Genomic DNA, 24615 nt, shown 5'->3' with positions numbered 1-24615 from the left:
ATGCAGCAGGCAGCAGGAGGGTTTAGATGCCGCCGTTGTGAATTTCGGGAGGGAGGACATTCCAGCGGAGCCGGCCGTCCACCCTGATGGCAGTGAGGCCGAGACTGACAGCGAACGGAGGATGCCTGCTGCCGGACTTGCTACAGTCTGTCCGCTGCACGCAACGCAGACCCATGCCCAGGAGGAAGGGCGGCGATGTCCGAACCGTACTCGGCTTTTCTCAGATTGAGGATGTCACGCGCAGATCTTGCGCGGTGGCTTGCGGCAGCACCGCCGGACGTGTCCCGCTGGCCGGACTGGCGCTCCATCGGCGGGCAGTGGAGTCTTCCCGGAGGCGGGGATCTTTCCGACCCGGATGCTCCGGGTCTGCAGACGCTCATTTCAGACTGCAACGCGATGTTGGCGCGTCATCGGGACAACCGCGCGGCACTGGAGTTCGTGCTGGGATCGGCAGAGGCGGAGAACATCAGGATTGCGGCCTATGACCGCCAGGGAAGACATTTCGTTGCCGGGTCGTTGACCTATTCGGAGAGTCTCTACGACATCCTGTTCTTTCTGGCCCTGGGGCGCAGCGCAGCCGAGTTCCTGGCCACGGACGATGCCGGCCTGGTCGTTGTCCACGACTATCTATGGGGCGAGGACGGCGAACGGAGAACGGTCGCCGCGCTTGGCCTCGCTGGAAACGGACACTCCGCATTCCTGGGGCCCGACGCCTCCGCTGCCGCCGCCCGCGAGTTCGACGAACGGGTCGAGGCAATGCTGGATGGACAGGACGATCCGGACTTCTTCCCACGCGATCAGCTGCAGGATCTGCGGGACTGATCCCGCGCATCAGCTATTGTTGAAGGGCACATAGGGTGTAAACGGCCTGGAAGGATCGAAGTCCTTCTGGCCAGGGTACAGAAGGCAATAGAGCCTGCCTTCATGCACGACTGCCAACGGGTAACAGGCATCCTGCCTGCTCATTCCGCCTGCGCCGCATTGCTGAAGGCCTTCCAGCACCTCCATGGCGGTGCACTTTCCGGCCTTGCAGTCATGTTCCCGGATCGCGCTGAAGCCCTTTGAATAGAAGATCCGCGGTGCCTGATAGCGCTGCAGCGGTTGCAGGTGCTTGGCCAGGGCGGCGTAGGCCCTGCCCACTTCCTCCCGCTCACCCAGGTTGAACGTGGAAGGCGAGTCCGATGTGAACCTGAACTTCGCAGGATCCGTCTCGCACTCCCACGCATGTGAGGCGGGAATGTGCAGCACGAGCAATGCGAACGCACTGATCAAGGATCGGGGCATCATCACTCCTGGGCAGGTCTGCTGTTGCTCGATGGAGCCGCATGGGAACACGGGAAAGAGTGAACCAGCGCTTCCCGCGCCAGCGTCGATGCGTCTTCCTCGAGGCGGGCGCGCGGAAGCGCCTTCAGGTGGCTGTACACGCGGTCCACAAGCTCATGGGGCAGGACCGTGGCTCGTCCACACCATTGCCCGGCGCTGCTGTCGGCGACTGCCGCGATGTAACCCTGGGCCCAGGACACCGCGCGAGCGCGGCACAGTGCGTCGCTGCACTCACGCCCCTCCTCGTTGCCTGTGATTCGCTCCAGCAGTGCGCGGCCACTGGAAAGTGCATTGCCTGCGTCTGCCGCATGCGCGGGCAGAGCGGCGGACAGGCACGCCGCAAGGAAGGAGGCTGTTGAAGGCCGCCGCAGCCAGCGGCCAACCGGAGTGCGCATGCATGCGATTCCTGAAGATGGAGAAGAGAAGGCTCGTCGCCAGGGCCAACTCTATCGGATCGGCAAGTGGAGGGAAGCGATTCCGGGCGTACGATAAGTCATGCAGGTCACATGCGCCTGTCGTCCCGCTGGTTCGCAGCGGCATGCTTTAGCTGATTCTGGGGAGTGACAATGGATCTGGAAGTTCTGGAGAAGTGGTGTCAGGACGGGATTACAATGTTGTCGTCTCCGGGTGATGTTCCTCATGTTGTTGAGTTGCGGAGGAAGACGGTTGCGCATTTTTCTCGCAGCCCAAAACTTTACGAGTTGGCAAAGGATATTGCTGAGGGCTTGAATGATCTTCCTGAGGACTCGAGGCGGGCTGCAAAGGACTACCTGATCTCCACTTATGGTTTCAGTTTTGAGTTTTTTGTGGATAGGAAGTTGGCCAAGGTTCGCGAAATTCTGAAGCGCGGAAAAATCAGAAGCGCGGCGGAGTTTCGTGCGTTGTCCGATTTTGCAGCGGATGTGGAAGTCGAGGAGGGGCTCGCTCGCGATGCAGAGTTACTTCTTGCGAGCTACTCCAAGGCCTGAAATATGCTGAGCCTGGGCCTTGATGCTCGGCACAAGTTGTATTTGCAGGGTGGGATCGACCAAGGACTCAGTGCTGGCCTCGCCGGTCCCCAGCCCAGCAGCTGCCGGGTCGGCTGCATACGCTGCGCTTGAACCCCCTACCGTTCGTCGGCCCATGACTTCCGGGGGGTTGACTACAGGTGTCGTCACGCCGACAGTGACGACACGTGTAGTCAAGGGAGCCTGTCATGCGCGGCAAAACCATCGGGGACCAGGAGCTGGCCCTGCTGCAGTACATCGATGAACATGCGCCGGCCAGTGTCGGCGAGGTCGCCAGCGGCTATGGCGAGGCGCGCGGGCTGGCCCGTTCCACCGTGCTGACGATGATGGAGCGGCTGCGCACCAAGGGGTACCTGCAGCGACGGCAGCACGAAGGCCTGTACCGCTACCAGGCCACCCGTGGCCCTGACAGCGTGCTGCAGGGTGCGGTGGCCCAGTTCGTCGACAACACGCTGCAGGGCTCGGTGTCGCCGTTCGTGGCCTATCTTTCGCAGCGCCAGCAGGTCAGCGACAACGAGCTGGCCGAGCTGGAAGCGCTGGTCGCCCAACTCCAATCGCGTCGCCACGAGGGCTGAGTCATGGACACCACGATGCTGATCCCGATGCTGGAACGGCTGGGCTGGACCAGCCTGCAGACCGTGCTGCTGGTGGCGCTGGTGTATGCCGTGTGCCGGCTGATGCCGTCGCTGTCGGCCGCTACGCGTTGCCGGTTGTGGTGGCTGGTTTCGTTGCAGGCCGTGCTCGGCCTGGTGTGGAGCCAGCCGGTGCAGCTGCCCTGGTTGCCCGCGTCGCCGTCGGTGGCGATGACCGCTACCGATATCGCCGCCGATGTGGTCTATCCGCTGTCTGCGGAAGGCTCCGCGCAGCTGCTGGCCACGATGCCGGTGGAGGTCGTGGCGACGCCCGCAACAGCGTGGTGGGCGCTTGCACTGGCCGCGCTGTGGGCCTCCGGTGTGCTGCTGATGGCCTGGCGCACCCTGGCGGAGTGGCGGCGTTGCCGCGCGCTGCTGGCCGCCGCGTATCCCTGCGAGGACGCGGCGCTGGTGCAGGCGCTGCACCTGGCCGCCGACGCGCATGGACTTCGCCGCCCGCCGCGCCTGTGGATGAGCGCACAGATCGATGCGCCGCAGCTGGTCGGGCCGCTGCGCCCGGTGCTGCTGCTGCCGGCCGGCGCCACTGCACTGCAGGGCGACGCGCTGGACCTGGCATTGACCCATGAACTGCAGCACCTGCAGCGCCGTGACCTGCAGTGGGGATTGTTGCCGGCACTGGCGCAGCACCTGTTCTTCTTCCACCCGCTGCTGCGGCTGTCGGTGCGTGAGTACGCCCAGGCCCGGGAAGAAGCGGTGGATGAGGCGGTGGTGGGCCAGCATGGGGCCAGTCGCCACGCATACGGGCGTCTGCTGCTGCAGCTGGGCGTTGCACCGCAGCCGCACCTGGGGGTGGCCAGTGCCGCGCCGGACACGACCAGCCTCAAGCGCCGGCTGCTTTCGCTGCAGCCGCGCAAAGCCTGCCCGCGCGTGCTCGCGGTTGCCCTGACGGCCGTGGTGCTGGTGGTGGGTGTGGCACCCATGCGACTGGTCGCAGCGCCGGTGCCCCCGGCGCCTCCCGCACCGCTGGCGCCGCCGAAGCCCCTGTCGCCGCCGCCGGCTCCGAAGGCACCGCCGGCGCCGGCAGCGTCGGCGCGCCTGCCGGCCGTGCCGGTTCCCCCCGCGCCGCCGGCTGACGCGACCGGGCCGGACGATGTGACCGGACCCGATGATGCCGATGTGGGGGCCTTCGACGATGCGACCGACGTGGACGAAAACCATGACGGCATGACCTCTACCGGCACCTCCATCACCACCTACGGGACGTTGGATCTGGGCGAGTCGCCGCGCCAGGCCTATGTACTGGTGGATGGGGATTCGACCTTCGCCAATGGCGGCATCGATGACGTGGCGCAGGCCCGCAGGCAGCTCGGCAAGGGACCGGCACTGTGGTTCCGCCAGGGCGACAAGCGCTACGTGGTGCGTGATCCGATGCTGGTGCAGTCACTGCAACGTGCCTATGCCGGCGCGGCGGAACTGGGCCGTCAGCAGGGCGAACTGGGACGCCAGCAGAGCGTGCTGGGTCGCCAGCAGGGCGAGCTCGGCCGCCGGCAGGGTGAACTGGGCCGGTTGCAGAGCGAACATGCACGCCAGATCGCGCAGGACGCGATGCGCACCGCGCGCAGTGCGATGGCTGCCCATGACATCAATCGTGAAGCGGCGGCCGAAGCGGCCAGGGCCGCGCGCGATTCGGTCGACGACGCAGCGCTCGCGCGGCAGGCCGCCGCTGAAGCGCGGCGCGCCCTGCAGGAGGCTCGTGCTGACGAACGCCAGTCGGGGCGGAGCAGCGAGATGGGTCGGCTGGCCGGAGAGCAGGCCGCGCTGGCCAGCCGCCAGGCGGCGCTGGGCAGCCAGCAGGCCGCGCTCGGCGAACGCCAGGCACGCCTGCACGAGCAGGCCTCGCGACAGGCGCAGCAGGTGATCGCCCGTGCGCTGGCCAATGGCAAGGCCCAGCAGCTGTGAAGCGGCGGTAGCGCCGGGCCATGCCCGGCGTGCCCAGCGACGTGCATGCGGATGGAAACCGCCGGGCCCGGCCCGGCGTTAGCGGCTCAACCGCAGTTGGCGCGCACGATCCGGTTCTGCGCGTCGACCTCGATGGTGACCCGGTCCTCGCGGAAATCCATGGTCACCGCCATGCCGGGCTTCACCACCCGCGCCGTGCGTGCACCACTGGCTTCAACCACCTGCTTCACCGTGGCCTCGTCGGCGGCCCTGCCTGCCAGCCCCTCCAGCTTTTCCGGGTTGCATCGCTGCGGGCTTCCTGCGACATGCGGAGGCCGGGGTGCAGGATCGCTGCTGCTGCCACTGCCTGCACTGCCGCCCGCATGGCTGCAGGCGGCCAGCGGCAGGGTACAACCGAGCATCAACCAGAGACTGGAACGCATCGCGGATACTCCACGCATCAGGAGCCGACAGTCTCATCGATCGGGGCTTCAGGGGGCGTCAATACCCGTTCGGCGAGCTGTTCGATGCGGCCCAGCAGCTGCGCCAGCACGGCATCGTCGTAAGGCAGCCAGCGGCGTGGCCGCGCCGGCAGGTCCGGCAGGGCCAGCGTCTGCCCGGCAAGGCTGGCGCGGGCGGTGGCCAGGTGCAGACTGTAGTGGCCGACCTGCACATGGCGGCGCTGGAAGGTCATCAGGTCACGCTGCGGATGCGCGGCCAGCAGATGCTCCAGGGTTCGCCCGCGCAAGCGGACCATGCGGGCCGGCGGCAGTGGCATGCCCTCGCCACCGCATGCGCAGGTACTGGCCAGCAGGTCGAGTTCGCGCAGCAGTTCGGACGCCACCACTGCGGGCAGCTCGCGCGCCTGCACCGGTTGCCACGCGTCGCGATGCTGCCGCTGGAACTGGACGCGGCCGCTGCGGATCTCACCGGCAAGGCCATGCGACAGCGGCGCCGACAGCTGCCAGCCGATCCGCCACGGGCCTTTGGCCAACATCAGCTGGCCGCTGTCATCGCCGTGCCAGCCTTGCCGACGGGCCAGCCCGGCCAAGGTCGCCACCGACAGCGTCAGCCCATTGAATGCAGCGGTATCGGCGGGTTCGCCGCGGGCGTCCAGATAGTGTTCGCGGAACACCTGGCGGAGCGGTTGCCGGCAGCGCTGCTCGATCAGCCGCGCGCGCCAGGCGGCGCGCAGATGGGGTTGGCTGCGGGCGGGATGCCACAGGCGCAGGCGGTTGCGGCCCTGCAACGCGACCACGATGCCATGCGCATCGGCGAACGCCTCTGCGCCGTCCACCGGCATCGCATCGATCCAGTGCCCACGCGCATCGGCGAGCTGCCAGACCAGGCCCTGCAGCAGGGTGGCCAATGCCGGCTGCCGGCACGCGTCGCGCCAGTCCTGCAGTGCCCACTCGCCGCCCAGCACGAACGTGGCCTCCAAAGCACGGGCCAGGCTGGCCAGTGAGCGCCTGCCGGCGGCAATGACCGGCAGACGCAGCAGCAGTTGCGGGCGCTGTGCGAGGCGGCGTTCGGCGGCGGCCAGATGGCGGTCCAGCTTCCGCGCGATACCGGCATGGCGCACCTGCGACCGCGCCAGCGCCAGCGCGGCAATGGCCTCGGGGGTGGGCATCGCATTGACCGCCTTGGCCAGCGCCACAGCCACCGATTGCGACGGCAAGGTCCGGGCGGCGGTCGGGGCAACGCACACCGGTGGCAGCACCTGCGCCAGCAAGGGCCGCAGCCAGAGCGCATCGCATTCCAGTGCCGCGCGCGTGGCACGCCAGAGCACACCGGCTTCGGCGATGCTGAAGGCACGGTCGGCGACGTAGGGCGCCTGGCCACTGTGGATCGCCTGCAGGCGCTGCGCTGCCTGCTGTAATGCGTGCTCGGCGAACTGCAGGTAGGTGTCGTGTTCGCTCAGCGGCTGCAGATCGGCGGGCGCCGGGTCGATGTCGGCCTCGGTGGGGTACAGCTCGGCGATGCGGGCATGGCGCAACAGGTCCTGCAACGGCCAGTGCGCCACCAGGCGCAGTTCATCACGCAGCAGTGGTTGCGCGCTGCAGCCGTCCAGCAGCGAGGCCAGCGTTCCGCTGCCGTCGGCACCGGCACAGCGCGCCAATGCCAGCAGCGACAGTGCATCGCTGCCGGCTTCGACGTTTGCCCCGGCGTGCAGCCCGCAGTGCTGCAGCAATGCCAGCGCGGGCGCCTGCAGCCGCTCGTGGCCGGGCTCGGTGCAGCGCGCAAGCAGGGCCACGCCATCGACCGGACGAAGCGCGCCCGACCGTGTACCGGTGCTGCGCCGGGACAGGCGCAGCAGCGCAGCGGCGCAGATCGCAACGGTAAGACGGGGCTGCCGCTGCGCGTCGGCGTCGAGAATGCGGTGCGCCCACTGGCGGGCGTTATCCGTGGGCGGTAGCCCGTCGCACCCCAGGGCCATCGGCAGCAGGCTGGCCAGTTGCCCGTCATCCAGCCGGGCCAGCAGCGCCGCCTGGTCCTCGCCATGGAATCCGGCCAGCGTACCGGCCGACTCCGTGCCGGCCAGCAGGGCAGCAAGGGAGCGCAGCTGGGAGCCCGGGACCTGGGTGCTCATGGAACCTCCGTGTCGTGAGCCGCGCCAGTCTCCGGCGGGGCCGCGTGGGGGTCCAGCGGCAGGGCATCATTCTGCCAACCCCATCGCATTCAGTCATAAAGTGACACCGTCCGCGAACGCGCGGGACCCCGGCTCACGCCATGCCGGGTGGCGCCTGCAGGGCGAGCAGTTCGCGCTCCTGTGCTTCCTCGCGGACCAGCCGCTGCAGCAGCAGGGCCAGGGTCACCACGTCCTGGTGATTGTGATCGGCCACCCGGCGCAGGTTCACCGCATCGCCGCCGCGCAGGAACCGCAGCCACGCAGCCGGTGCCTCCGATCCCGGCAGATCGTCTTCGCGGATCACGCGCAGCAGCTGGCGCTCGATGGTGGACAGCCTGCAGTTCTCCCAGGTGCCGCGATAGCGGCGGCGGGTCGGATACAGCAGGTCGACATGGTCCAGGGCACTGATCGGGTCGCGCTGGCGCGCCAGCCGGTAGCGCGCTTTCAGCAGGGGCGCATCGTAGCTGCGGCCGTTGTAGCTGCAGAACACCGTGGATGGCTGCAGCCAGCCGGCGAAGGTGGCCAGCATCGCTTCTTCGGCAGCCATCGTCGATATCAGCAGCTGGCGGATGCGCAGGCCTTCGCCGCGCTGCGGGCAGGTGTGCCAGTCGGCAGCACCGATCATGAAGGCGCGGGTACCGGTGCCACCGGCCAGCCCGGTGGTCTCGGTATCGAAGAACAGCAGGTCGCGCGCGGCCACGTGCTCGTTCTCGCGGCGGGCGAACGCCAGCGACAGGGGAACCTTCGGAACCGGCTGCGGCTGCAGGGATTCGATCAGGAACAGGCCTGGCGCGATCTCCTCGCCGGGCAGCCGCCGGTCCTGTGCGGTCGCGTGCAGGGGCGCTGCGCTGCCGCGTGTGCGCAATCCCAGCAGGCGATGCAGGCTGCCGACGTGGGGCTGCCGCAACGGTGGCGTGGAGGGGGCGGGTGTCATGGCAGCCGGGCCGGTCGGCTTGTGGCGGATCTCCTGTTCAACCCAGGCGAACACCGAGCGTTCGGCCGGTGGCTGCCGTGCGTCATTGGCCGCTGCCGGGACGGCCGCTGCGGGCGTCGCTGCCGTGACAGCCGCCGGCCCGGCCTTCGGGTCGCCCGCCTGCTTCCGCAGCAGACGCAGCTTGTCCAGGCTCAGGCTCACGGTGCCAGCAGCTCCACGGCGCCACGGGTGGCGGGCACCGCATCGGGCACGTGCTGGCAGGCGTCGGCATCGAACAGGTCCAGCACACGCAATGCCAGTGCGCGCGGCGAGGTCTCGTCCTCCTCCTGCGCTGCCAGTACCGGGCCGACGCAGGCCGGACAGCCCGCCGTGCAGTCGCAGCGCTGCACGAGTTCGCGCGCGCGCTGCACCAGCTCCGCCTGGCGCTGCCACAGGGGTTCGCTCAGGCCGACGCCACCCGGGAAGTTGTCGTACAGGTAAACGGTCGGCACGAACACCTGCAGCAGTTCGACCGCGCCCGGATCGCCATCGCTGCCGCGCAGCTGGCCGCGGCCGCTCTGGTCGGCGACCGCGAACCATGCACCGTCGCCATTGCCGACCGACTTCTGCAGATCGCGTGCGTCGGCCATCACCGCCACCGTAGCGACGATGTGCAGCGCGTAGGCGGCACCCAGGAAGCCATCCAGCGCGTCCTGCCGGCTGGCGAACGCACGCAGCAGCAGCGCCTGCGGCAGCTGCCACCACACTGCGGTGGTGTGCAGTTCCTGGTCGGGCAGGTTCACCGGGCCGTAGCCGATGTTCTCGTGGGTGTAGTACCGGATCTTCTTGTAGCCGGCCACGCGGCGCACCACGTGCACTTCGCCGTGGTGCGAATCGCCGCGCCCGGCCACGCCGCCGTCGAAACGATCCAGCACCTTGAGCTTGGTGAAGTCGATGCTGTCGGTGTAGTAGTCCACGTGGGTGCGGGTGACGTAGGCCTTGCGCCCCTCCCAGTCCAGCGTCTCCACCTGGTACGGCGTGGACTGCACCATGTGGATGGCGCCCTCGTACAGGGTCAGCGCGGCGGCGGAGTAATCGACCTCGGCGATGATCTGCTGGCGGCCGTCGCTGCGGTCGACCACCACGAAGTTGCCGTCGGCCACCGCGCGCAGGCTCACCGCATTGGCCGGATAGCTGTCGGCGATCCACTCCCAGCGCTCGCCCTCGCGATGGACCACGTCGGTTTCGGCCAGGGCTTCCAGGAACACCTCCGGATCGATCGGGCCGAAGCCATCGCCGACCCGGAACGGCAGCTCGAATGCCGCGCAGCGGATGTGGTCGAACAGGATCAGTGGCTGGTCCGGGGCGATGCGCGCATGTTCGGGCGAGGCTTCGGCGAAGAAGTCCGGATGGCGTACCACGTACTGGTCCAGTGGCTGCGAACTGGCCACCATCACGCCCAGCGCGGGCTGCTGGCGGCGTCCGGCGCGGCCGAAACGCTGCCAGGTGGCGGCCACGCTGCCCGGATAGCCGTTGAGGATCACCACGTCCAGGCTGCCGATATCCACGCCCAGCTCCAGCGCCGAGGTGCTGACGATGCCATCGATGCTGCCCGCGCGCATGGCGCGTTCGGTCTCGCGACGCTCGGTGGGCAGGTAACCGCCGCGATAGGCGCGGATGCGCGGTGGCTTGCGCGGATCGTGGTCGAAGATGTCCTTCAGGTACTTGGTGAGCACTTCGACCATCAGCCGCGTCTGCGCGAACACCAGGGTCTTGAGGCCGGACTTGATCGCGATGCGGGCGATGCGGTTGCTCTGCGAACGCGCCGATGCACGCAGGCCCAGGTCCGGGTTGATGACCGGCGGGTTCCACAGCAGCACCTGCTTCGGTCCGCTGGGCGCACCGGATTCGGTGATGGCCGTGACCGGTGCTTCGATCAGGGCCTCGGCATGTGCCTGCGGATTGCCGATGGTGGCCGAGCACAGGATGAACTGGGGTTGCACGCCATAGAACGCACAGATGCGCTTGAGCCGGCGCAGCACGTTGGTGACATGGCTGCCGAACACGCCGCGGTAGGTATGCACTTCGTCGATGACGATGTAGCGCAGGTTCTCGAAGAACTGCGCCCACTTGGTGTGATGCGGCAGGATCGCCTGGTGCAGCATGTCGGGATTGGATACCACGATGTCGCCATGCAGGCGGATCGCCTGCCGCGCGTCCCCGGGCGTGTCGCCATCGAAGGTGAACGCCTTCACCCCGAGATCGCCGGCGCGGTTGAGCTCCAGCAGTTCGGCCACCTGGTCCTGCGCCAGCGCCTTGGTGGGGAACAGGTACAGCGCCTTGGCGTTGTCCTGCATGGCCGCACTGACCACCGGCAGGGTGTAGCACAGCGACTTGCCGCTGGCGGTCGGGGTGACGATGGCCACATGCTCGCCGCGCTGGCTGGCCTCCCAGGCCTCGGCCTGGTGGCTGTACAGCTGCTCGATGCCACGTGCCTTCAATGCGGCGGCAAGGGCCGGCGGTACCGATTCCGGAATGGGCGCATAGCGGCCCTCGCGGCCGGGGATGGCAAAGCTGCCGGTGATGCGGTCGTGGTAGCGGCGCTGCAGGCGCGCGCTGAGCAGGGCACCGTCGCGGGCGGGCAGACCGTCGCGGGTCGCGAGTTGCTGCTCCGCGTCGGCGGTGCGCTTGGCGAGTTCGTAGGCCATGGGTGCACGGATTCCAGGGGGGCACATGGCACCACAGATGGGTCTCAGGATGTGAGACCCCGCAGCGGGACGGAGTGAACCGTTCAGTGCGCGGGCGGCAGGCGCGCGTCGAATCCAGTGAAACGCCTGCCGCGTGCGCCGGAACAACGGGCTGGCCGCCTCGAACAAATGACAGGTGCACCTCGCGGGCGCGGACGTGCAGTCCACTTCAGCGCGGGCTGAACAGCGCGCGCCGTTCCAACGAAATCTGAAGCCGCCATCCGTATCCTCAGGCGAAGGACGCAACCAACAGGGGCGGTAGGGGTGGCACGACGAGCAACGCAGGGAGCACTTCTGGCCGGCCTGGTGCTGGCCGGTACCGCGCAGGCGCAGCAGGCGCCATCACCCGTATCGGCGGTGCCCGAACCCGGGCAGACCGTCGCCGCACCGCCGGAGCCTGTCGTGACCCCCGAAGGCACGCCCGCGCAGGGCAACGTCACCACCCTCGGTGAAGTGCGCGCGCTGAAGCCTGAAGACGATCAGCCACTGGATCTGTACCGCTTCAGGAACCCGGTGAAGATCGAGAACAACCGCTTCAGCCGCAACTGGAGTGAACCGCCGACGCCCGAGCAGGTAAGCATGGCCGGCGGCTACGTGATGATGGGTGTGGTTAAGGGCTTGCTGGCGGCGGGCAAGGGCTTGAACAAGATCACCGGGGGGCCGGATCAGATCCAGTCCGCCATCGCCCGGCCCCCGCCGGAACTGAGCGCGGAACAGCAGCGGCGCGCGCTGCAGTTCTGTGCGCAGCAGGAGGGTTGCGGTGGTGCACCGCCGCTGAAGTGAGCGAAGGAGGGGGGGACGCTATGCCGTACGGGCAACGCCGGGCGGCCGCCGTTCCAGCCACCACAGCAGGGACGCACACAGCACGAAGGCCAGCCACCATGGCCAGCGTGATCCCGGCACGGGCTGTGTCGCCTGTGCCTTGACCGGTGCGGAGGTGGCCAGGGCCTGCGCCGTGGCATCGATCATTCCCTGCCGGTGCAGCGCCGCCGCATCCGTCCTGTCGAACACATAGCGCCAGTAGGAGTGCTCGCCCTGTTGCAGCCGGTGCCAACCGGCCTCGCGTGGCCACCAGCCGGCACAGCGTGCGCTGCCGGTGCCGCCGTCCACGATCAGCGGCACCGACGCGCCCCGTGTGTCGAACACCTGCAACGGCGCCTGCACATCGCACAGGGCCTGTCGTTCCCCGGCCCACGCGATCGGCTGCGGCGACCACGGCGCGGTGCTGCCGCCCTGCGCGCGCGCCAGGGTGCCGACCACATCGCTCCACAGCTCGCCATGGCGATCGTCGCGGCCGGCCAGCACCCAGCGCCACGTGTCGGTCAGCGGCAGCAGGCCGATGCGACCCTTGCCGGTATCGCGCCAGCCTCCGATGGCAGCGCCGCTGCGGTCGTGCAGCAGTGCGGTGGTGGCAGGCACCTGCAGCGCAAGCTGTTCCAAGGTGGGCAGCGCGGCGGCATGCGAATCACGATCAGCCTCTTCGCCTTCGCGGGTGGGCAGCGTGCCGGACGCCAGCGGACCGCGTCGGGCTGCCAGCATCGCGCTGTCACCATCGCCGGGCAGCGTGACGCTGCGGCTGGCGCCATCGCCCTGCATGGGCAGGCCGAGCTCGCGCAGGCGTTGCCGCGCTCCGGCCGATGGCACGCCAGCACTGCGGACCAGCACACCCAGGCCCTCGTGCATGGCCTGGCGCACCGCTGCGAGCTGGCCACTCCCCAGCGTGGCCAGGCTGCGCTCGTCCAGCAGCAGCAGGTCGGTGCGCGCCAACGATGCCGCGTCCAGACCGACCTGACCTTCGCTGATGCTGAGGCCGGCGCCGGTGTCGGCCTGCATCTGCACGTCGATGCCGGCATCGGTGGCCCAGCGTCGCAGGTACTTCAGTTCGGGTCCCGGTGTGCCGGCGCGGATCTGCAGGCGGACCCGCGTGGCCGGCAGGGTCTGCTGGGGTACCGGAACGGTATCGACGACATGGCCTTCGCCATCCAGCAGGCGCAGGCGGAACACGCTGCGGCCTTCGGCACGGGCCACGCCACTCAGTCGCACCCGTCCGTCCTCGCCCAGCGGGGCGCGGTCGATCACCGTGTCAGCCGGGTCCAGCAGCTCAGCCTGCGCGCGGGGGACGCCGCGGGCCTGCGCCTGCACGTCGAAGCGCGCGCCAGGGGCGACATCCGCGGGCAGCTGCAGCGCGGTCCAGCCGCGAGGGACGGGCGGTGCCTGCCAATGGACCTGCGCGGGCAGCGTGGCGTCGCGGTCGCGTGCCTCCAGGCCGGCGCCGACCAGGGTCAGCCGCGTCGAGGGATGCTGGCGCAGCGCCGTCGCCAGGTCCGGCACACGCTTCGCACCCGGCACCTGGGCGGCTTCGGGCAGCAGGATGAGCGGTCCCTCGCTTGCCGGCTGCGCGCTGGCCCTTCCGGCATCGGCGCCCAGCACCACCAGGCCCGCAGCGGGCTGCTGCCGTGCGGGCGGCAGCAGGCATGCGTACAGCAGTGCAGCGGCGATGACCTGCAGGCCGAGCACGGCCAACAGCGGGCCACGCGGTCGCACCGGTGCGCGCAGCTGGCGCGCGCTGGCGACGAGTACGATCAGCACCAGGACGAGCGCGACCCACAGAGCCGGTGCCGACAGATTCATGGCTGCGCCTCCAGTGCATCCAGGTATCGCTGCCCCATCGCATCGGCCGCGCTGCGGCGTGTGGCCTGCGGCACGGGGCGCTGCAGCGCCCTCCACAGCTGTGACCGCAGGCGCTGCCGGCAGTCGGTACAGCCTGGCTCGATGCGCAACTGTTCGATGGCGGCCGCCAGGTCGAGCGCGTCGGGCAGGTAGGTCGCATTGCGCTGCTGCCAGCCCGCCAGCGCGTCCAGATCCGGCGTGCCGTCGCCGTCGCCCAGTCGCTGCCAGGCCTCGACGATGGCCGGGTCCGGTGCCGTGCGTGCCGTCAGTGGCAGCTGTCGGCTGGCCAGCCCGGCGCGGTCACCGCCCAGGCGCCGGCCCTCATCGATGGGCGGTAGTTCCGGGCCGACGCGGGCCAGGTAGATGCGTTCGGCCTGCTGGACCTGCTTGATGAATCCCAGTGCCTTGTAGGCGTACGGCAGCGCCTGCTCCGGGCGCCCCTGGCGCAGCTCGCCTTCGGAGGCCCACATCTGGTCGAGTGCCGCCTTCAACGTCGCGCGGGTCTGCGGATCGAGCAGGGTCGCCGCCTCGGCGTGGTCGTGCGTGTGGCCATACTCGGTCAGCACGTCCGTGGCGCTGCCGAACACCGGTGGCGTCTCGGCGTTGCCTGCGTTGCCGCCGTGGTCGTGGCCATGCGCGTCGTGGTCGCCGGCCTGCGGCTGCGCCGCGTGGTCGTGATCATGGTCGTGATCGTCGTCATGATCGTCTGCGGGAGGGGTGTCACTGGTCGGCAGATCGCTGGTTGGCGGCGGCTTCGGTGCGCCTTCGCTCTCTTCGCCAAGGAACTGGCCGTAGCGCAGGCGCAGGATGCGCTGGTCGACGCCGATGGCGTCGCTGCGCTTGACGAAGTCATCGGCGGCCAGGCTGCGCCGCTGGCGGATCAACGCCTCCGCATCGAGGATGATCTGCCGTTGGCTGCGGAAGTAGGCCGGCAGGGTCTTCTTGATGCGGCCTTCCAGCTCGGCGCCCAGTACCGCCTCGCTGCTGGGCAGGCGCAGGATCACGCTGCTGCTGCGGCCGGTCTGGGGTGTCGGGGCATGGTTGTCGCGCACTTCCAGCTGGGCGATCACATCGTTGCCGGGCTGCGCTCCCAGTGCGCCCAGATCCAGCGTGTGAGCGAACCGTCGCGCCGTTGCTTCGCCACTGCCGGTGAGCGTCACGCTGCGCTGGACGAAGGTGATGTTCTCGCCGCTGCCCTGGGTGAGGGTGATCGACAGGCGGGCCTGCGTGGCCACGCCGTGATCGTCGCTGGCCTCGAAGCGCAGTGCCCACTGGCGCTGCCCGGGCGTGCCCAGTACCAGGCTGGCAGCGGGCTCCAGCACGCGTACGGTCGGGGCACGGTCCGCCACCACGTCCAGGCGGTACAGGCGTGTCGTGGCCAGTGCCGGTTCGCTGACCACGCGGTACAGCACCGGTGCACGGGCCACATCCTGCGCCTGCCAGTGGCCGTCGCGCTCGCTCAGCGGCACGCGCCGGCCATCGTGGAACTGCAGCCATGCGCTGCGGGGCGCACGATCAAAGCGCAGCGACCACGACAGGCGGCTGTCGGCGGCGACCTTGGCATCGAGTGCGTTCTGGTTACGGGGTGGTTGACCCGTATAGGCCGGAGCCTCGATGCGCAGGCGGGTGGACTGCAGCTGCAACGGGCCCGCAACTGCCGGGGCAGCGGGGCGCGACGAGGACACGCCCGGCATGGACGGACCGGACCGTGGCCAGCCCAACGCAAGCAGTGCGACGGCGATCCCTCCGACCCAGCACAGCAGCAACGCGCCGCGCGGCCAGCGCGGACGCAGTTCCGGCATGGCGCGTTCGAGCGCGGCCTGCACATGGTCGCGCTGGCGCTGCTGCAGCGGATTGAGTGCGGCAGGATCGGCGAACAGCAGGTCGGCGCTGTCTTCGCTGGCCCCGCTGCCGTCAAGCCGGCGCTGCACCCAGTGGCGGTCCAGGCGGCGGGCACGGACCGTGGCCAGCACTGTGCAGGCGAGCAGAGTGGCGGTAGCAACGATGCAGGCGATATCGAAACCGCCCAGGCGCAGTGCAAGTGTGGTCGTGGCCAGCGCCCACGGCAGTCCCAGCAGCAGAGTGATGGCGCCGCTGCGGCGCCGTGCGCGCTGCCAGGCGCGTTGCAGCATCGTCATGCGGGCAGCCTCCGCCGCGCGTTGCTGGCCATCCAGCGCTCCAGTGCGAACAACAGCACGATGGCCAGCAGCAGCCAGGCGGTGGGCTCACGCACGGCAGGCGTGGCAGCCGGCAGGGCGACCTGGCGCGGTGCGTGATCCTGCGCATCGCCTGAGCGCGGCGGTGGCGCGGGTTGCAACGCCTGCAGCAGGGTGTGCGGCAGGCGGGCATCGCGCAGCGCGGCATTGCCTGCGGCATTCCATTCGCCGGGCAGGAACAGCAGGCGGCCGTGGCCAACGCGCTGCTGCCACAGCAGCGTCGCGCCTTCGGCGTCGCGCAGCAGCGGGCGTGCATCCGCTGCCGGCCAGGCGGCGGTCAGCACGCTGCCACCGTCCTGCAGCCATGCCTGCCAGTGAGCGGGCAGCGCATCGGCGCGGCTCCAGACACCGACTTCACCCGAAGCGGGCAGCGCATCCGCAGGCAAGGCGGGCGCGGGTGATCGGGTGCCCCATGCGCGCTGCAGCGCAGCCAGCCAGCGATGTGCCGCGGCCGGGGCATCAGCGTGCATTCGCAGTTGCGGCAGCGGGGCGGCCGCGGCCGTTGCGGCGGTCGCACGGGGATGTGTCTGCCATTGCACCGCCCGCGAGAGCTGCAGGCGCATGCCGTCGAGGCCGGGCAGCGGATCGGGCACGTGCACGGTCAGCGCGGTGCCGGCCGGCAGCTGCGCATCCAGTTCGCGCAGCAGGCTGGGCAGGGCCACATCCGTGGCCGGTGGTGGCTGGTCGATGGTGGGGAATCCGGGCGCAAGCCAGCGCCAGTTGTCGTCGCCGGCAGGAGCGCCGGCATGCAGCGCGGTCGCATCCAGACCGGGTGCGACGACCGTCCATGCGCCGGTAGCCGGCGCCGGTCCGGTCAATGCCGGCCGCGCCAGCAGCACGGCCAGCGCGGCAAGCAGCAGCAACCGCGCCAGCAGCAGCGGCCAGTCATCGAAGCGGATGCGCTGGCGCGGGCGGATCCGTGCACGCAGCCAGCGCAGCGCGGCGAAGTCCAGCGGCGTGTAGGGATGGCGACGCGCGAGATGGATCAGCAGCGGCAGCAGCCACGCCGCCAGTGCGGCCAGCCCGAGCGGAAACAGCAGGCTCACGCGCCGCCCCCGCGGCCGAACAGCGCCTGCAGCGGCTGGTCCACCGGTTGATCGAGCCAGCCGGTGGTACTGGCGATGCCACTGGCCTGCAGCCGCAGGTGCAGTGCTGTGTGTGCAGCGGTGAAACGCTGCAGGTAGTCGGCGCGGATCGCCGCGCCATCGCCGAGCAGTTCCTCGCCGGTTTCAGGGTCGCGGAACCGATGGCCGGCATCGAACGGGAAGTCGCGCTCGTCGGCGGTCAGCACCTGCAGCAGCAGTACCTCGCGGCGTGCACTGGCCAGCTGCTCCAGCAGCACGATGCCGGCGTCATCAAAGCCATCGCCGATGGCCAGCAGCAGGTCGCCCGGGCGAACGCGCTCCCACAGCGGGCGCAGCGTGTCACGGGCGGGCCAGCCGCCTCGTGGCTGCAGGGCATGCAGTTGCAGGTGCACGCGGTCGCGCTGGCGTGCGCCCTGCGCTGCGGGTACCAGCTGCAGGCCGTCGCCGGTGACGGTCAGCAGGCCGAAATGATCGCCCTGCTGCAGTGCCAGCTCGCAGACACAGGCGGCCAGCATGCGCATGTGATCCAGGCGGCTGCGTGCCGGCGCGCCACGCTCGGACTGGCCGGCCGATGCGGTGGCATCGAGCAGCAGCCATACCGTGATCGGGCTTTCGCGCTCCGACTCGCGCACGAAGAAGCGGTCCGAGCGCGCGTACAGTTTCCAGTCGATCTGGCGCAGTTCATCGCCAGGTTCGTAGGCGCGGTACTGGGCGAATTCCAGGCCGGCGCCACGACTGCGGCTCGCGTGCTGGCCGATGCCGCTCGCGCCGCTGGCCAGACGTGGCCGCAACCGCAGCGCGCGCAGGCGCGCTCGCAGTTCGGGAGGCAGGACCAGCGTGCCAGCACTCACGCGTGGATCACCCGGGGAACGGCACGGCGTGCAGCAGAGCGGCGACCACGTCGTCGGCGCGCTTCTGTTCGGCTTCGGCGGCGAACGACAGCAGCAGGCGGTGGCGCATCACCGGTGCAGCCAGGGCCTGCACGTCCTCGCGGGTGGCGGCGAAGCGGCCCTGCAGCAACGCGCGCGCCTTGGCCGCGAGCACCAGCGATTGCCCGGCGCGTGGTCCCGCACCCCACTTCACCCACTGGTTGATCGCCGCGGGCGCTTCCGGCCCGGGTCGGCTGGCACGCACCAGCCGCGTGATCCAGGCCAGCACATCGGGGCTGACGTGCACCTGGCGCACTGCCGCCTGCAGGGCGATGACCGCGGCGGCGTCCATCACCTTCGGCACCGCCTCGCCGGCACCGCCGGTGGTCTGTTCCAGGATCTGGCGCTCCTCGGCCTCGCTGGGGTAATCGACCAGGACGTGCAGCAGGAAGCGGTCCAGTTGGGCCTCCGGCAGCGGATAGGTACCGGCCTGTTCGATCGGATTCTGCGTGGCCAGCACGAAGAACGGCGCGGGCAGCGCATAAGTGGTGCCGGCATAGCTGACGGTGCGTTCCTGCATGGCTTCCAGCAGCGCGGCCTGGGTCTTGGGCGGCGTGCGGTTGAGCTCATCCGCCAGCAGCAGATTGGTGAAGACCGGCCCCTGCTGGAAGCGGAAATGACGATGGCCGGTGCCGTGGTCTTCCTCCAGCAGCTCGGTACCCAGAATGTCGCTGGGCATCAGGTCCGGCGTGAACTGCACGCGTCGGAACTGCAGCTCCAGCGCCTGCCCCAGCGAACGTACCAGCAGGGTCTTGCCCAGGCCGGGCGCGCCTTCCAGCAGGCAGTGGCCGCCGGCCAGCAGTCCGATCAGCAGCTGCTCGACCACCGTGTGCTGGCCGACCACGGCATGGGCCAGGGCGGCGCGCAGATCGTGCAGGCGCGGCAGCAGGGAATCGAGATCAGGGCGGGTCATGGGGGGCTCTCACTCAATTGTTCAATGCGTACATCACGATGTTGACGCCGAAGCGCGTGTTGTCCTCGGCCAGGAAGCGCTTGTTGCGCCAGTCGTAATCCCACTCGCAGCCATAGTCCTTGTTGCTGTACAGCACGCCCAGGCGGCCATCGACCTCGATGCCCTTCAGATAGTCGTGCACCAGATCGTCGCCCCAGCCGTTCAACTCGAAGCTGGTGGCCGGTGGTCCATCGGGGAAGCGGAAGAAGCTGCGGTACAGCGCGTGGCTGTTGGGCAGCTTCTGCAGCGCCCGGGGCCCGAACAGGCGGCCCATCTGCGCCTCGAACGAGGTTGCGAACAGGCCATCGATGTCATGGTTGCAGTCATCGACGAAGACGAAGCCTCCGTTGCGCACGTAGCGCACGAAGTTCTGCCGCTCGGCCGCGTTGAATTCCACCAGCGTGTGCCCGGCCAGATAGCAGAAGGGGGCTTCCAGCATGCGAGGGTCGGCCAGTGCCACCACGTGTTCCTGCGGGTCCACGCGCAGCGAGGTGTAGTCGATCAGCGAAGTGATCAGGTTGGACGGCATGCGCGCGTCCACGTCCCAGTCGCCCGAGTCGTACTGCAGGCGGGTGAACCAGAAGTCGTAGCGCGAACTGCGCGGGCCTGCCTGTGCCCAGGCCGGAAGCGCAGCCGCCGAAGCGGCAGCAGCCAACCAGCGCAGGCAGGCCCGGCGATCCATCAGACGGCGTCGGACAGCGAGGTGAAGGTGAAATCGCGCAGCTTCATCGGCGGGATCATCATCACGAAGCTCGACTCATCGCCGGCCACGCGCACCGGCTTGCCCAGCTCTTCGATGTTGTTGAGCATGATCACCGGCGATTCGTTGAAGCGGAAGTTCTTCACCGGGTGCTTGATCTGGCCGTTCTCGATGTAGAAGGTGCCGTCACGGGTCAGGCCGGTCAGCAGCACGGTCTGCGGATCGACCATGCGGATGTACCAGGTGCGGGTGACCAGGATGCCCTTCTGGGTGCCACGCACCAGCTCGGCGGTGCTCTTCTCGCCGCCGCTCATCAGCAGGTTGCCCGGCGTGGCCTTGGCGGTCTTGCCCTGCTTCTGCGCCCAGAAGCGCGAGTAGTCCAGGTTGGCCACCTTGCCGTTCTCGATGATGGCCAGGCGCTCGCGCGGCATGCCCTCGTTGTCCCACGGCAGCACCGGCGCTTCCGGGTGCCACGGATCGGCATACATGTTCACGCGTGGGTCGTAGACCTGCTCACCGAGCTTGTTGCCGCCGCCCTTCTTCGACAGGAAGCTGCGGCCTTCGTCGGCCGAGCGCGCACTGAAGAAATTCATCATGAAGCTGATCAGGCCTGCGGCCGCGGCCGGCTCCAGGATGACCGTGTACTTGCCCGGCTCCAGCGCCTTGGCTTCGGCAGACTCGGTGGCCTTGCGCATGGCGATGCGGACATCCTGGTCGGCCTTGAAGTCCGCCGCGTCCTTCAGGTTGCGGCCGACCCAGCCCGATCCGCGGCCGTCCTCGGTACGCACGGTGCAGGTGTAGTCGAAGTTAGTGGTGCGCTGGTAACCGAAGTTGCCGTTGCTGTTGGCAGTGGCGTAGAAGCCCTGGCCATCTTCAAGGAAGCCGGCGGCAATCAGTCCGTTGCCACGGCAGGGCGCGATCGAATCGGCGGCCACCTTGGCGCGGAATGCCGGATCGATGGCGGCGGTGGACTCGCTGAAGGTCGGGCTCGGCCGGTAGGTCTGCTTGCCGATGGCGGGCATGAACTCCGGGTTCTCCGGTGCCAGGCGGGCCAGATCCTCCGCGCGGCGCACCACGCGTTCCAGTGCGGCGTCGTCGAACTCGTTGATCGAGGCGGTGCCTACGCGCTTGCCGAAGGCCACGGTAACGGCAAGCTCGGTGTTGTCCACGATGCCGCTGGTGGAAACGTTGTTCAGGGCGAAACGGATGTTGCCGGCGATCGATCCCGCCAGCACGGCGGTGCATTCATCGGCCTTGGACAGGGCGATGACCTTGTCGAGGATGGCCTTGGCCTGGGCTTCGGTGAAGATACTCATGGTGTAAGGGCTCCTGACCGGTCAGCCGAGGCTGCGTGCGGTGTTGATGACATTGATGCCGTTGAAGCGCGCGGTCGACGAGCCGTGCGAAACCGCCGAGACCTGGCCCGGCTGGCCCTTGCCGTCGAAGAACGAGCCGCCCAGGCGGTAATCGCGTTCGTCGGCCACGGCGGTGCAGGCGTTCCAGAACTCCGGCGTGCGGATCTGGTAGGCCACGTCCTCCAGCATGCGGGTGATCTGGCCGTTCTTGATCTCGTAGAACAGCTGGCCGCCGAACTGGGCGTTGTAGCGCTGCTGGTCGATCGAGAACGAGCCGTCGCCGATGATGTAGATGCCGTTCTCCACGTCCTTGATCAGGTCCGGCACGCTCAGCGGCGTCTTTCCCGGTGCCATCGACACGTTGGCCATGCGCTGGAACTGCACGCTGGACCACGAGTCGGCATAGCAGCAGCCATCGGACTCGGTCTTGCCGAGGATGTGGGCCTGGTCGCGGATGGTCTGGTAGTCGACCAGCTTGCCGTTGCTGATCAGGTCCCAGCGCTTGCACTTCACGCCTTCATCGTCGTACGCGACCGCGCCGAGGCTGCCCGGCTGGGTCTTGTCGGCGAACACGTTCACCAGCTCGCTGCCGTACTGGAAGCGCTGCTCGCGCTTGTCCAGGGTGGCGAAGCTGGTGCCGGCGTAGTTGGCCTCGTAGCCGAGCACGCGGTCCAGCTCCAGCGGATGGCCGATCGACTCGTGGATGGTCAGCCAGGTGTGCGACGGGTCCAGTACCAGGTCGTACTTGCCTGGCTTCACCGACGGCGCCTTCAGTTTCTCCTGCGCCTGCTTGGCGGCCGCGATGGCGTCCTCCTTCATGTCGTAGGAGGAGCTGTAGTTGACCACGCCATTGGGGCTGACGACCTTGCCGGCGGCGGCGCCGTCCAGGTATTCGTAGCCCAGGCCCATCGGCGAGGACAGGCCCGAGCGGGTGCGGAACTTGCCACTGGTCTTGTCGATGGCGGTGACGGTCATCGGTGCCCAGATGCGGTGCACGTCCTGGTCGATGTAAGAGCCATCGGTGGATGCGAAGTACTTCTGTTCATTGACCAGGAACAGCATCGAATTGACGAAGCTGGCACCGGCGCCGATCGCTGCGGCATTGACGTCCAGCAGCAGGTCGACCTTCTCCTTGATCGGCACCTCCATCGCATTCTTGCGGATCGGCGTGCGCCAGCTGACCTCGCCCACGCCGGGCGTGCTGGCCAGCTGCACCGGCGCGCTCTGCACGCCTGCGTTGGCCTTGGCGATGGCCGCAGCCTGCTGGGCGGCCCTGGCCACGTCGGCAGTACCCAATGCGTTGGTGGCGGCGAAGCCCCAGGCACCGTTGACGATCACGCGGATGCCCACACCGGTGGACTCGGTGTTCACCACGTTCTGCACCTTGTCTTCGCGGGTGATCACGAACTGCCGCAGATAGCGGCCGATGCGCACGTCGCAGTAGGTGGCGCCGGCACTGCGGGCGGCCTGCAGGGCAGCGTCGGCCAGGCGCTTCTTCAGCGCGGGGTCAAGGCTGGACTGCAGCTGCTCGGCGGCGATCACCTTGCCGAAGAAGGACGGCACGATCAGGCCGCCCGCGGTAAGGCCGGTCAGGGCCAGGAAGTCACGTCTGTGCAAGGCTGCTCTCCATGAACGATGGGGTGGCTCAAGCGCCGAGACTGCGCGCGGTGTTGATGATGTTGATGCCGTTGAAGCGGGTGGTGGACGAACCGTGCGACACCGCCGAGACCTGGCCCGGCTGGCCCTTGCCGTCGAAGAACGAGCCGCCAAGCCGGAAGTCGCGTTCGTCGCAGATGGCCGTACAGGCGTTCCAGAACTCCGGCGTGCGGATCTGGTAGGCCGCGTCCTCGACCATGCCGGCGATCTTTCCGTCCTTGATCTGGTAGTACAGCTGGCCGCCGAACTGCGCGTTGTAGCGCTGCTGGTCGATGGAATAGGAACCACGGCCGTGGATGTAGATGCCGTTCTCCACGTCCTTGATCATGTCCTCCACGCTCAGTGGCTGCTTGCCCGGCGCCAGTGAGACATTGGCCATGCGCTGGAACTGCACGCTGGACCAGGAATCGGCGTAGCTGCAGCCATGCGACGCATCGCGGCCGAGGATGTGTGCCTCATCGCGCGTGGCCTGGTAATCGACCAGGATGCCGTCGCGGACCAGGTCCCAGCGCAGCGTCTTGACGCCCTCGTCGTCATAGCCGACCGCACCGAGGCTGCCCGGCTGGGTCTTGTCGGCAAAGAAGTTGACGATGTCGCTGCCCCAGCGGAAGCCAGCATCGCGCTTGTCCAGGGTGGCGAAGCTGGTGCCGGCGTAGTTGGCCTCGTAGCCCAGCACGCGGTCCAGCTCCAACGGATGGCCGACGTTCTCGTGGATGGTCAGGAACAGGTTGGAGGGATCCAGTACCAGGTCGTACTTGCCGGGCTTCACCGACGGCGCCTTCAGCTTCTCGCGCGCATGCCGCGCCGCTGCGATCGCATCTTCGACCGGATCGTAGGAGTCGCGGTAGGCGGTGATGCCGCCGGGCAGCTGCACCTTGCCGCGCGCGTCGCCATCGAGGAACTCGTAGCCCATGCCCATCGGCGAGGACAGACCGGCGCGGGTACGGAACTTGCCGGTGGCCTTGTCGATGGCGGTGGCCGTGAAGGGCAGCCAGATGCGATGGATGTCCTGGTCGATGAACGAGCCGTCGCTGGAGGCGAAGTACTTCTGCTCGTTGACCAGGAACAGGGTGGAATTGATGTAGTCAGCACCGGCGTTCATCGCCGCCGCATTCAGGCTCAGCAGCAGGTCGACCTTGTCCTGGATCGGCACTGCCATCGCGTTCTTGCGGATCGGGGTCTTCCAGCTCACATCGCCGACGCCGGTGACCGGTGCCAGCTGCACCGGCCGGCTCTGCAGGGGGGCGTTGGCGCGTGCGATGGCGGCGGCCTGGCCGACGGCGGCCAGGACCGCGGCGGGGGTCTGCTCGCGGGTGGCGGCGAAGCCCCATGCACCGTTGACGATGACCCGGATGCCGATGCCGGACGACTCGCTGTTGGTGACGTTCTGCACCCGCGCCTCGCGGGTGATCACGGCCTGGTTGAGGTAGCGGCCGATGCGCACATCGCAGTAGGTCGCCCCGGCCCGCTTGGCAGCGGCCAGCGCGGCCTCGGCCAGCACCTTCCTGCGGGCCATGTCGCCCGGTTCGAGCAGCTGCTCGGCGGCGATCAACCGCGCGTGCGGCAGCAGCAGGCCGGCCATGCCCAGACCGGATAAAGCCAGGAACTCACGTCGTTGCACAGCGCTCTCTCTCACTCGCGTGCGGCCGGCAACGGGCCAAGCCGATCACGTCAACTGCTCGACTTTCGCCAGCGGAGGGCAATCAGCACAAGTGACTGCAGTCATGGGTGGGGCGCGGCAGGGCTTGCCGCCCTGCACCTGCTGGAATCAACGTCAACGTCAACGTCAAAAGCGGGCATTCCGTGGGATGGCGGGGTGGGTCCGGTTGCGGGGGACGGCGTGAATACGTCCCTGTAGCCTCGGTCGCGCCATCCATGGCGCTCACGCCCCCGCAACCGGAC

At 68.7% G+C, this 24615-nt stretch carries 20 protein-coding genes; 5 read left to right on the top strand and 15 right to left on the bottom strand.

Annotated features, from left to right (window positions below; translation table 11 throughout):
- Window positions 1–195: 195 nt before the first annotated feature.
- A complete protein-coding gene (locus tag ACVOKU_RS10685) occupies window positions 196–822 on the top strand; it encodes a hypothetical protein (protein WP_481559890.1) in 627 nt (208 codons plus the stop codon).
- Window positions 823–831: 9 nt separating this feature from the next.
- On the opposite strand, the gene ACVOKU_RS10680 is transcribed toward ACVOKU_RS10685, so the two are convergent.
- Both ACVOKU_RS10680 and ACVOKU_RS10675 read right to left on the bottom strand, forming a co-directional pair.
- The gene (locus ACVOKU_RS10680; protein ID WP_481559889.1) at window positions 832–1284 is read right to left on the bottom strand and encodes a hypothetical protein; all 453 of its coding nucleotides are present in this window, start codon (window positions 1282–1284) and stop codon (window positions 832–834) included.
- A gap of 2 nt (window positions 1285–1286) precedes the next feature.
- Window positions 1287–1718, bottom strand: coding sequence for a Rap1a/Tai family immunity protein (locus tag ACVOKU_RS10675; protein ID WP_481559888.1), 432 nt, complete (start codon window positions 1716–1718; stop codon window positions 1287–1289).
- Between the two features lie 171 nt (window positions 1719–1889).
- Here ACVOKU_RS10675 and ACVOKU_RS10670 point away from each other — a divergent pair, with 171 nt between their 5' ends.
- The 3 genes from ACVOKU_RS10670 to ACVOKU_RS10660 all read left to right on the top strand — a co-directional run bounded on the left by ACVOKU_RS10670 (window position 1890) and on the right by ACVOKU_RS10660 (window position 4882).
- Window positions 1890–2291 (top strand): hypothetical protein, encoded by a 402-nt coding sequence (locus tag ACVOKU_RS10670; protein WP_481526097.1) that lies wholly within the window; start codon window positions 1890–1892, stop codon window positions 2289–2291.
- A 227-nt stretch (window positions 2292–2518) separates the two neighbouring features.
- Window positions 2519–2905 (top strand): BlaI/MecI/CopY family transcriptional regulator, encoded by a 387-nt coding sequence (locus ACVOKU_RS10665; RefSeq protein ID WP_053515971.1) that lies wholly within the window; start codon window positions 2519–2521, stop codon window positions 2903–2905.
- 3 nt (window positions 2906–2908) lie between these two features.
- Complete coding sequence (locus tag ACVOKU_RS10660; RefSeq protein WP_481559887.1) at window positions 2909–4882, top strand: M56 family metallopeptidase; 1974 nt, start codon at window positions 2909–2911, stop codon at window positions 4880–4882.
- Window positions 4883–4968: 86 nt separating this feature from the next.
- Here ACVOKU_RS10660 and ACVOKU_RS10655 read toward each other — a convergent pair whose 3' ends face one another.
- From ACVOKU_RS10655 to ACVOKU_RS10640, 4 genes are all read right to left on the bottom strand, one after another.
- The gene (locus ACVOKU_RS10655; protein ID WP_111187061.1) at window positions 4969–5304 is read right to left on the bottom strand and encodes an I78 family peptidase inhibitor; all 336 of its coding nucleotides are present in this window, start codon (window positions 5302–5304) and stop codon (window positions 4969–4971) included.
- Between the two features lie 17 nt (window positions 5305–5321).
- A complete protein-coding gene (locus ACVOKU_RS10650; protein ID WP_481559886.1) occupies window positions 5322–7451 on the bottom strand; it encodes a DUF4132 domain-containing protein in 2130 nt (709 codons plus the stop codon).
- 133 nt (window positions 7452–7584) lie between these two features.
- Window positions 7585–8625 carry a ribonuclease H-like domain-containing protein gene (locus tag ACVOKU_RS10645; RefSeq protein ID WP_481559885.1) on the bottom strand — a complete coding sequence of 347 codons (1041 nt, stop codon included), beginning with the start codon at window positions 8623–8625 and terminating at the stop codon, window positions 7585–7587.
- Window positions 8622–11111: a DEAD/DEAH box helicase gene (locus ACVOKU_RS10640; protein WP_065182089.1), complete on the bottom strand. Its 2490-nt coding sequence runs from the start codon at window positions 11109–11111 to the stop codon at window positions 8622–8624. Before ACVOKU_RS10640 ends, ACVOKU_RS10645 begins: the two co-directional genes overlap by 4 nt.
- A gap of 303 nt (window positions 11112–11414) precedes the next feature.
- Here ACVOKU_RS10640 and ACVOKU_RS10635 point away from each other — a divergent pair, with 303 nt between their 5' ends.
- Window positions 11415–11933 (top strand): hypothetical protein, encoded by a 519-nt coding sequence (locus ACVOKU_RS10635; protein WP_481559884.1) that lies wholly within the window; start codon window positions 11415–11417, stop codon window positions 11931–11933.
- A gap of 18 nt (window positions 11934–11951) precedes the next feature.
- On the opposite strand, the gene ACVOKU_RS10630 is transcribed toward ACVOKU_RS10635, so the two are convergent.
- The 9 genes from ACVOKU_RS10630 to ACVOKU_RS10590 are packed head-to-tail and all read right to left on the bottom strand — an operon-like array spanning window position 11952 to window position 24334.
- Window positions 11952–13781: a hypothetical protein gene (locus ACVOKU_RS10630; protein WP_481559883.1), complete on the bottom strand. Its 1830-nt coding sequence runs from the start codon at window positions 13779–13781 to the stop codon at window positions 11952–11954.
- Window positions 13778–15958 carry a hypothetical protein gene (locus ACVOKU_RS10625; protein WP_481559882.1) on the bottom strand — a complete coding sequence of 727 codons (2181 nt, stop codon included), beginning with the start codon at window positions 15956–15958 and terminating at the stop codon, window positions 13778–13780. The genes ACVOKU_RS10630 and ACVOKU_RS10625 overlap by 4 nt, the downstream gene beginning before the upstream one ends.
- The gene (locus ACVOKU_RS10620; RefSeq protein WP_481559881.1) at window positions 15955–17082 is read right to left on the bottom strand and encodes a BatA domain-containing protein; all 1128 of its coding nucleotides are present in this window, start codon (window positions 17080–17082) and stop codon (window positions 15955–15957) included. The genes ACVOKU_RS10625 and ACVOKU_RS10620 overlap by 4 nt, the downstream gene beginning before the upstream one ends.
- Complete coding sequence (locus ACVOKU_RS10615; protein ID WP_481559880.1) at window positions 17079–17972, bottom strand: DUF58 domain-containing protein; 894 nt, start codon at window positions 17970–17972, stop codon at window positions 17079–17081. Before ACVOKU_RS10615 ends, ACVOKU_RS10620 begins: the two co-directional genes overlap by 4 nt.
- A 7-nt stretch (window positions 17973–17979) precedes the next feature.
- Entirely contained in the window at window positions 17980–18963 is a 984-nt protein-coding gene (locus ACVOKU_RS10610) for an AAA family ATPase (protein ID WP_481559879.1), read from the bottom strand.
- 13 nt (window positions 18964–18976) lie between these two features.
- Window positions 18977–19684, bottom strand: coding sequence for a DUF4159 domain-containing protein (locus ACVOKU_RS10605; protein ID WP_065174125.1), 708 nt, complete (start codon window positions 19682–19684; stop codon window positions 18977–18979).
- Window positions 19684–21018, bottom strand: coding sequence for a TldD/PmbA family protein (locus tag ACVOKU_RS10600; RefSeq protein WP_053515946.1), 1335 nt, complete (start codon window positions 21016–21018; stop codon window positions 19684–19686). The genes ACVOKU_RS10605 and ACVOKU_RS10600 overlap by 1 nt, the downstream gene beginning before the upstream one ends.
- A 21-nt stretch (window positions 21019–21039) precedes the next feature.
- Window positions 21040–22674, bottom strand: coding sequence for a TldD/PmbA family protein (locus ACVOKU_RS10595; RefSeq protein WP_481559878.1), 1635 nt, complete (start codon window positions 22672–22674; stop codon window positions 21040–21042).
- A 28-nt stretch (window positions 22675–22702) separates the two neighbouring features.
- Complete coding sequence (locus tag ACVOKU_RS10590) at window positions 22703–24334, bottom strand: TldD/PmbA family protein (protein WP_065182083.1); 1632 nt, start codon at window positions 24332–24334, stop codon at window positions 22703–22705.
- Window positions 24335–24615 lie beyond the last annotated feature (281 nt).

This window comes from Stenotrophomonas sp. STEN147 (assembly GCF_056757995.1).
Note: the sequence above shows the minus strand (reverse complement) of the source record. Positions and strands in the feature narration are given on the sequence as shown.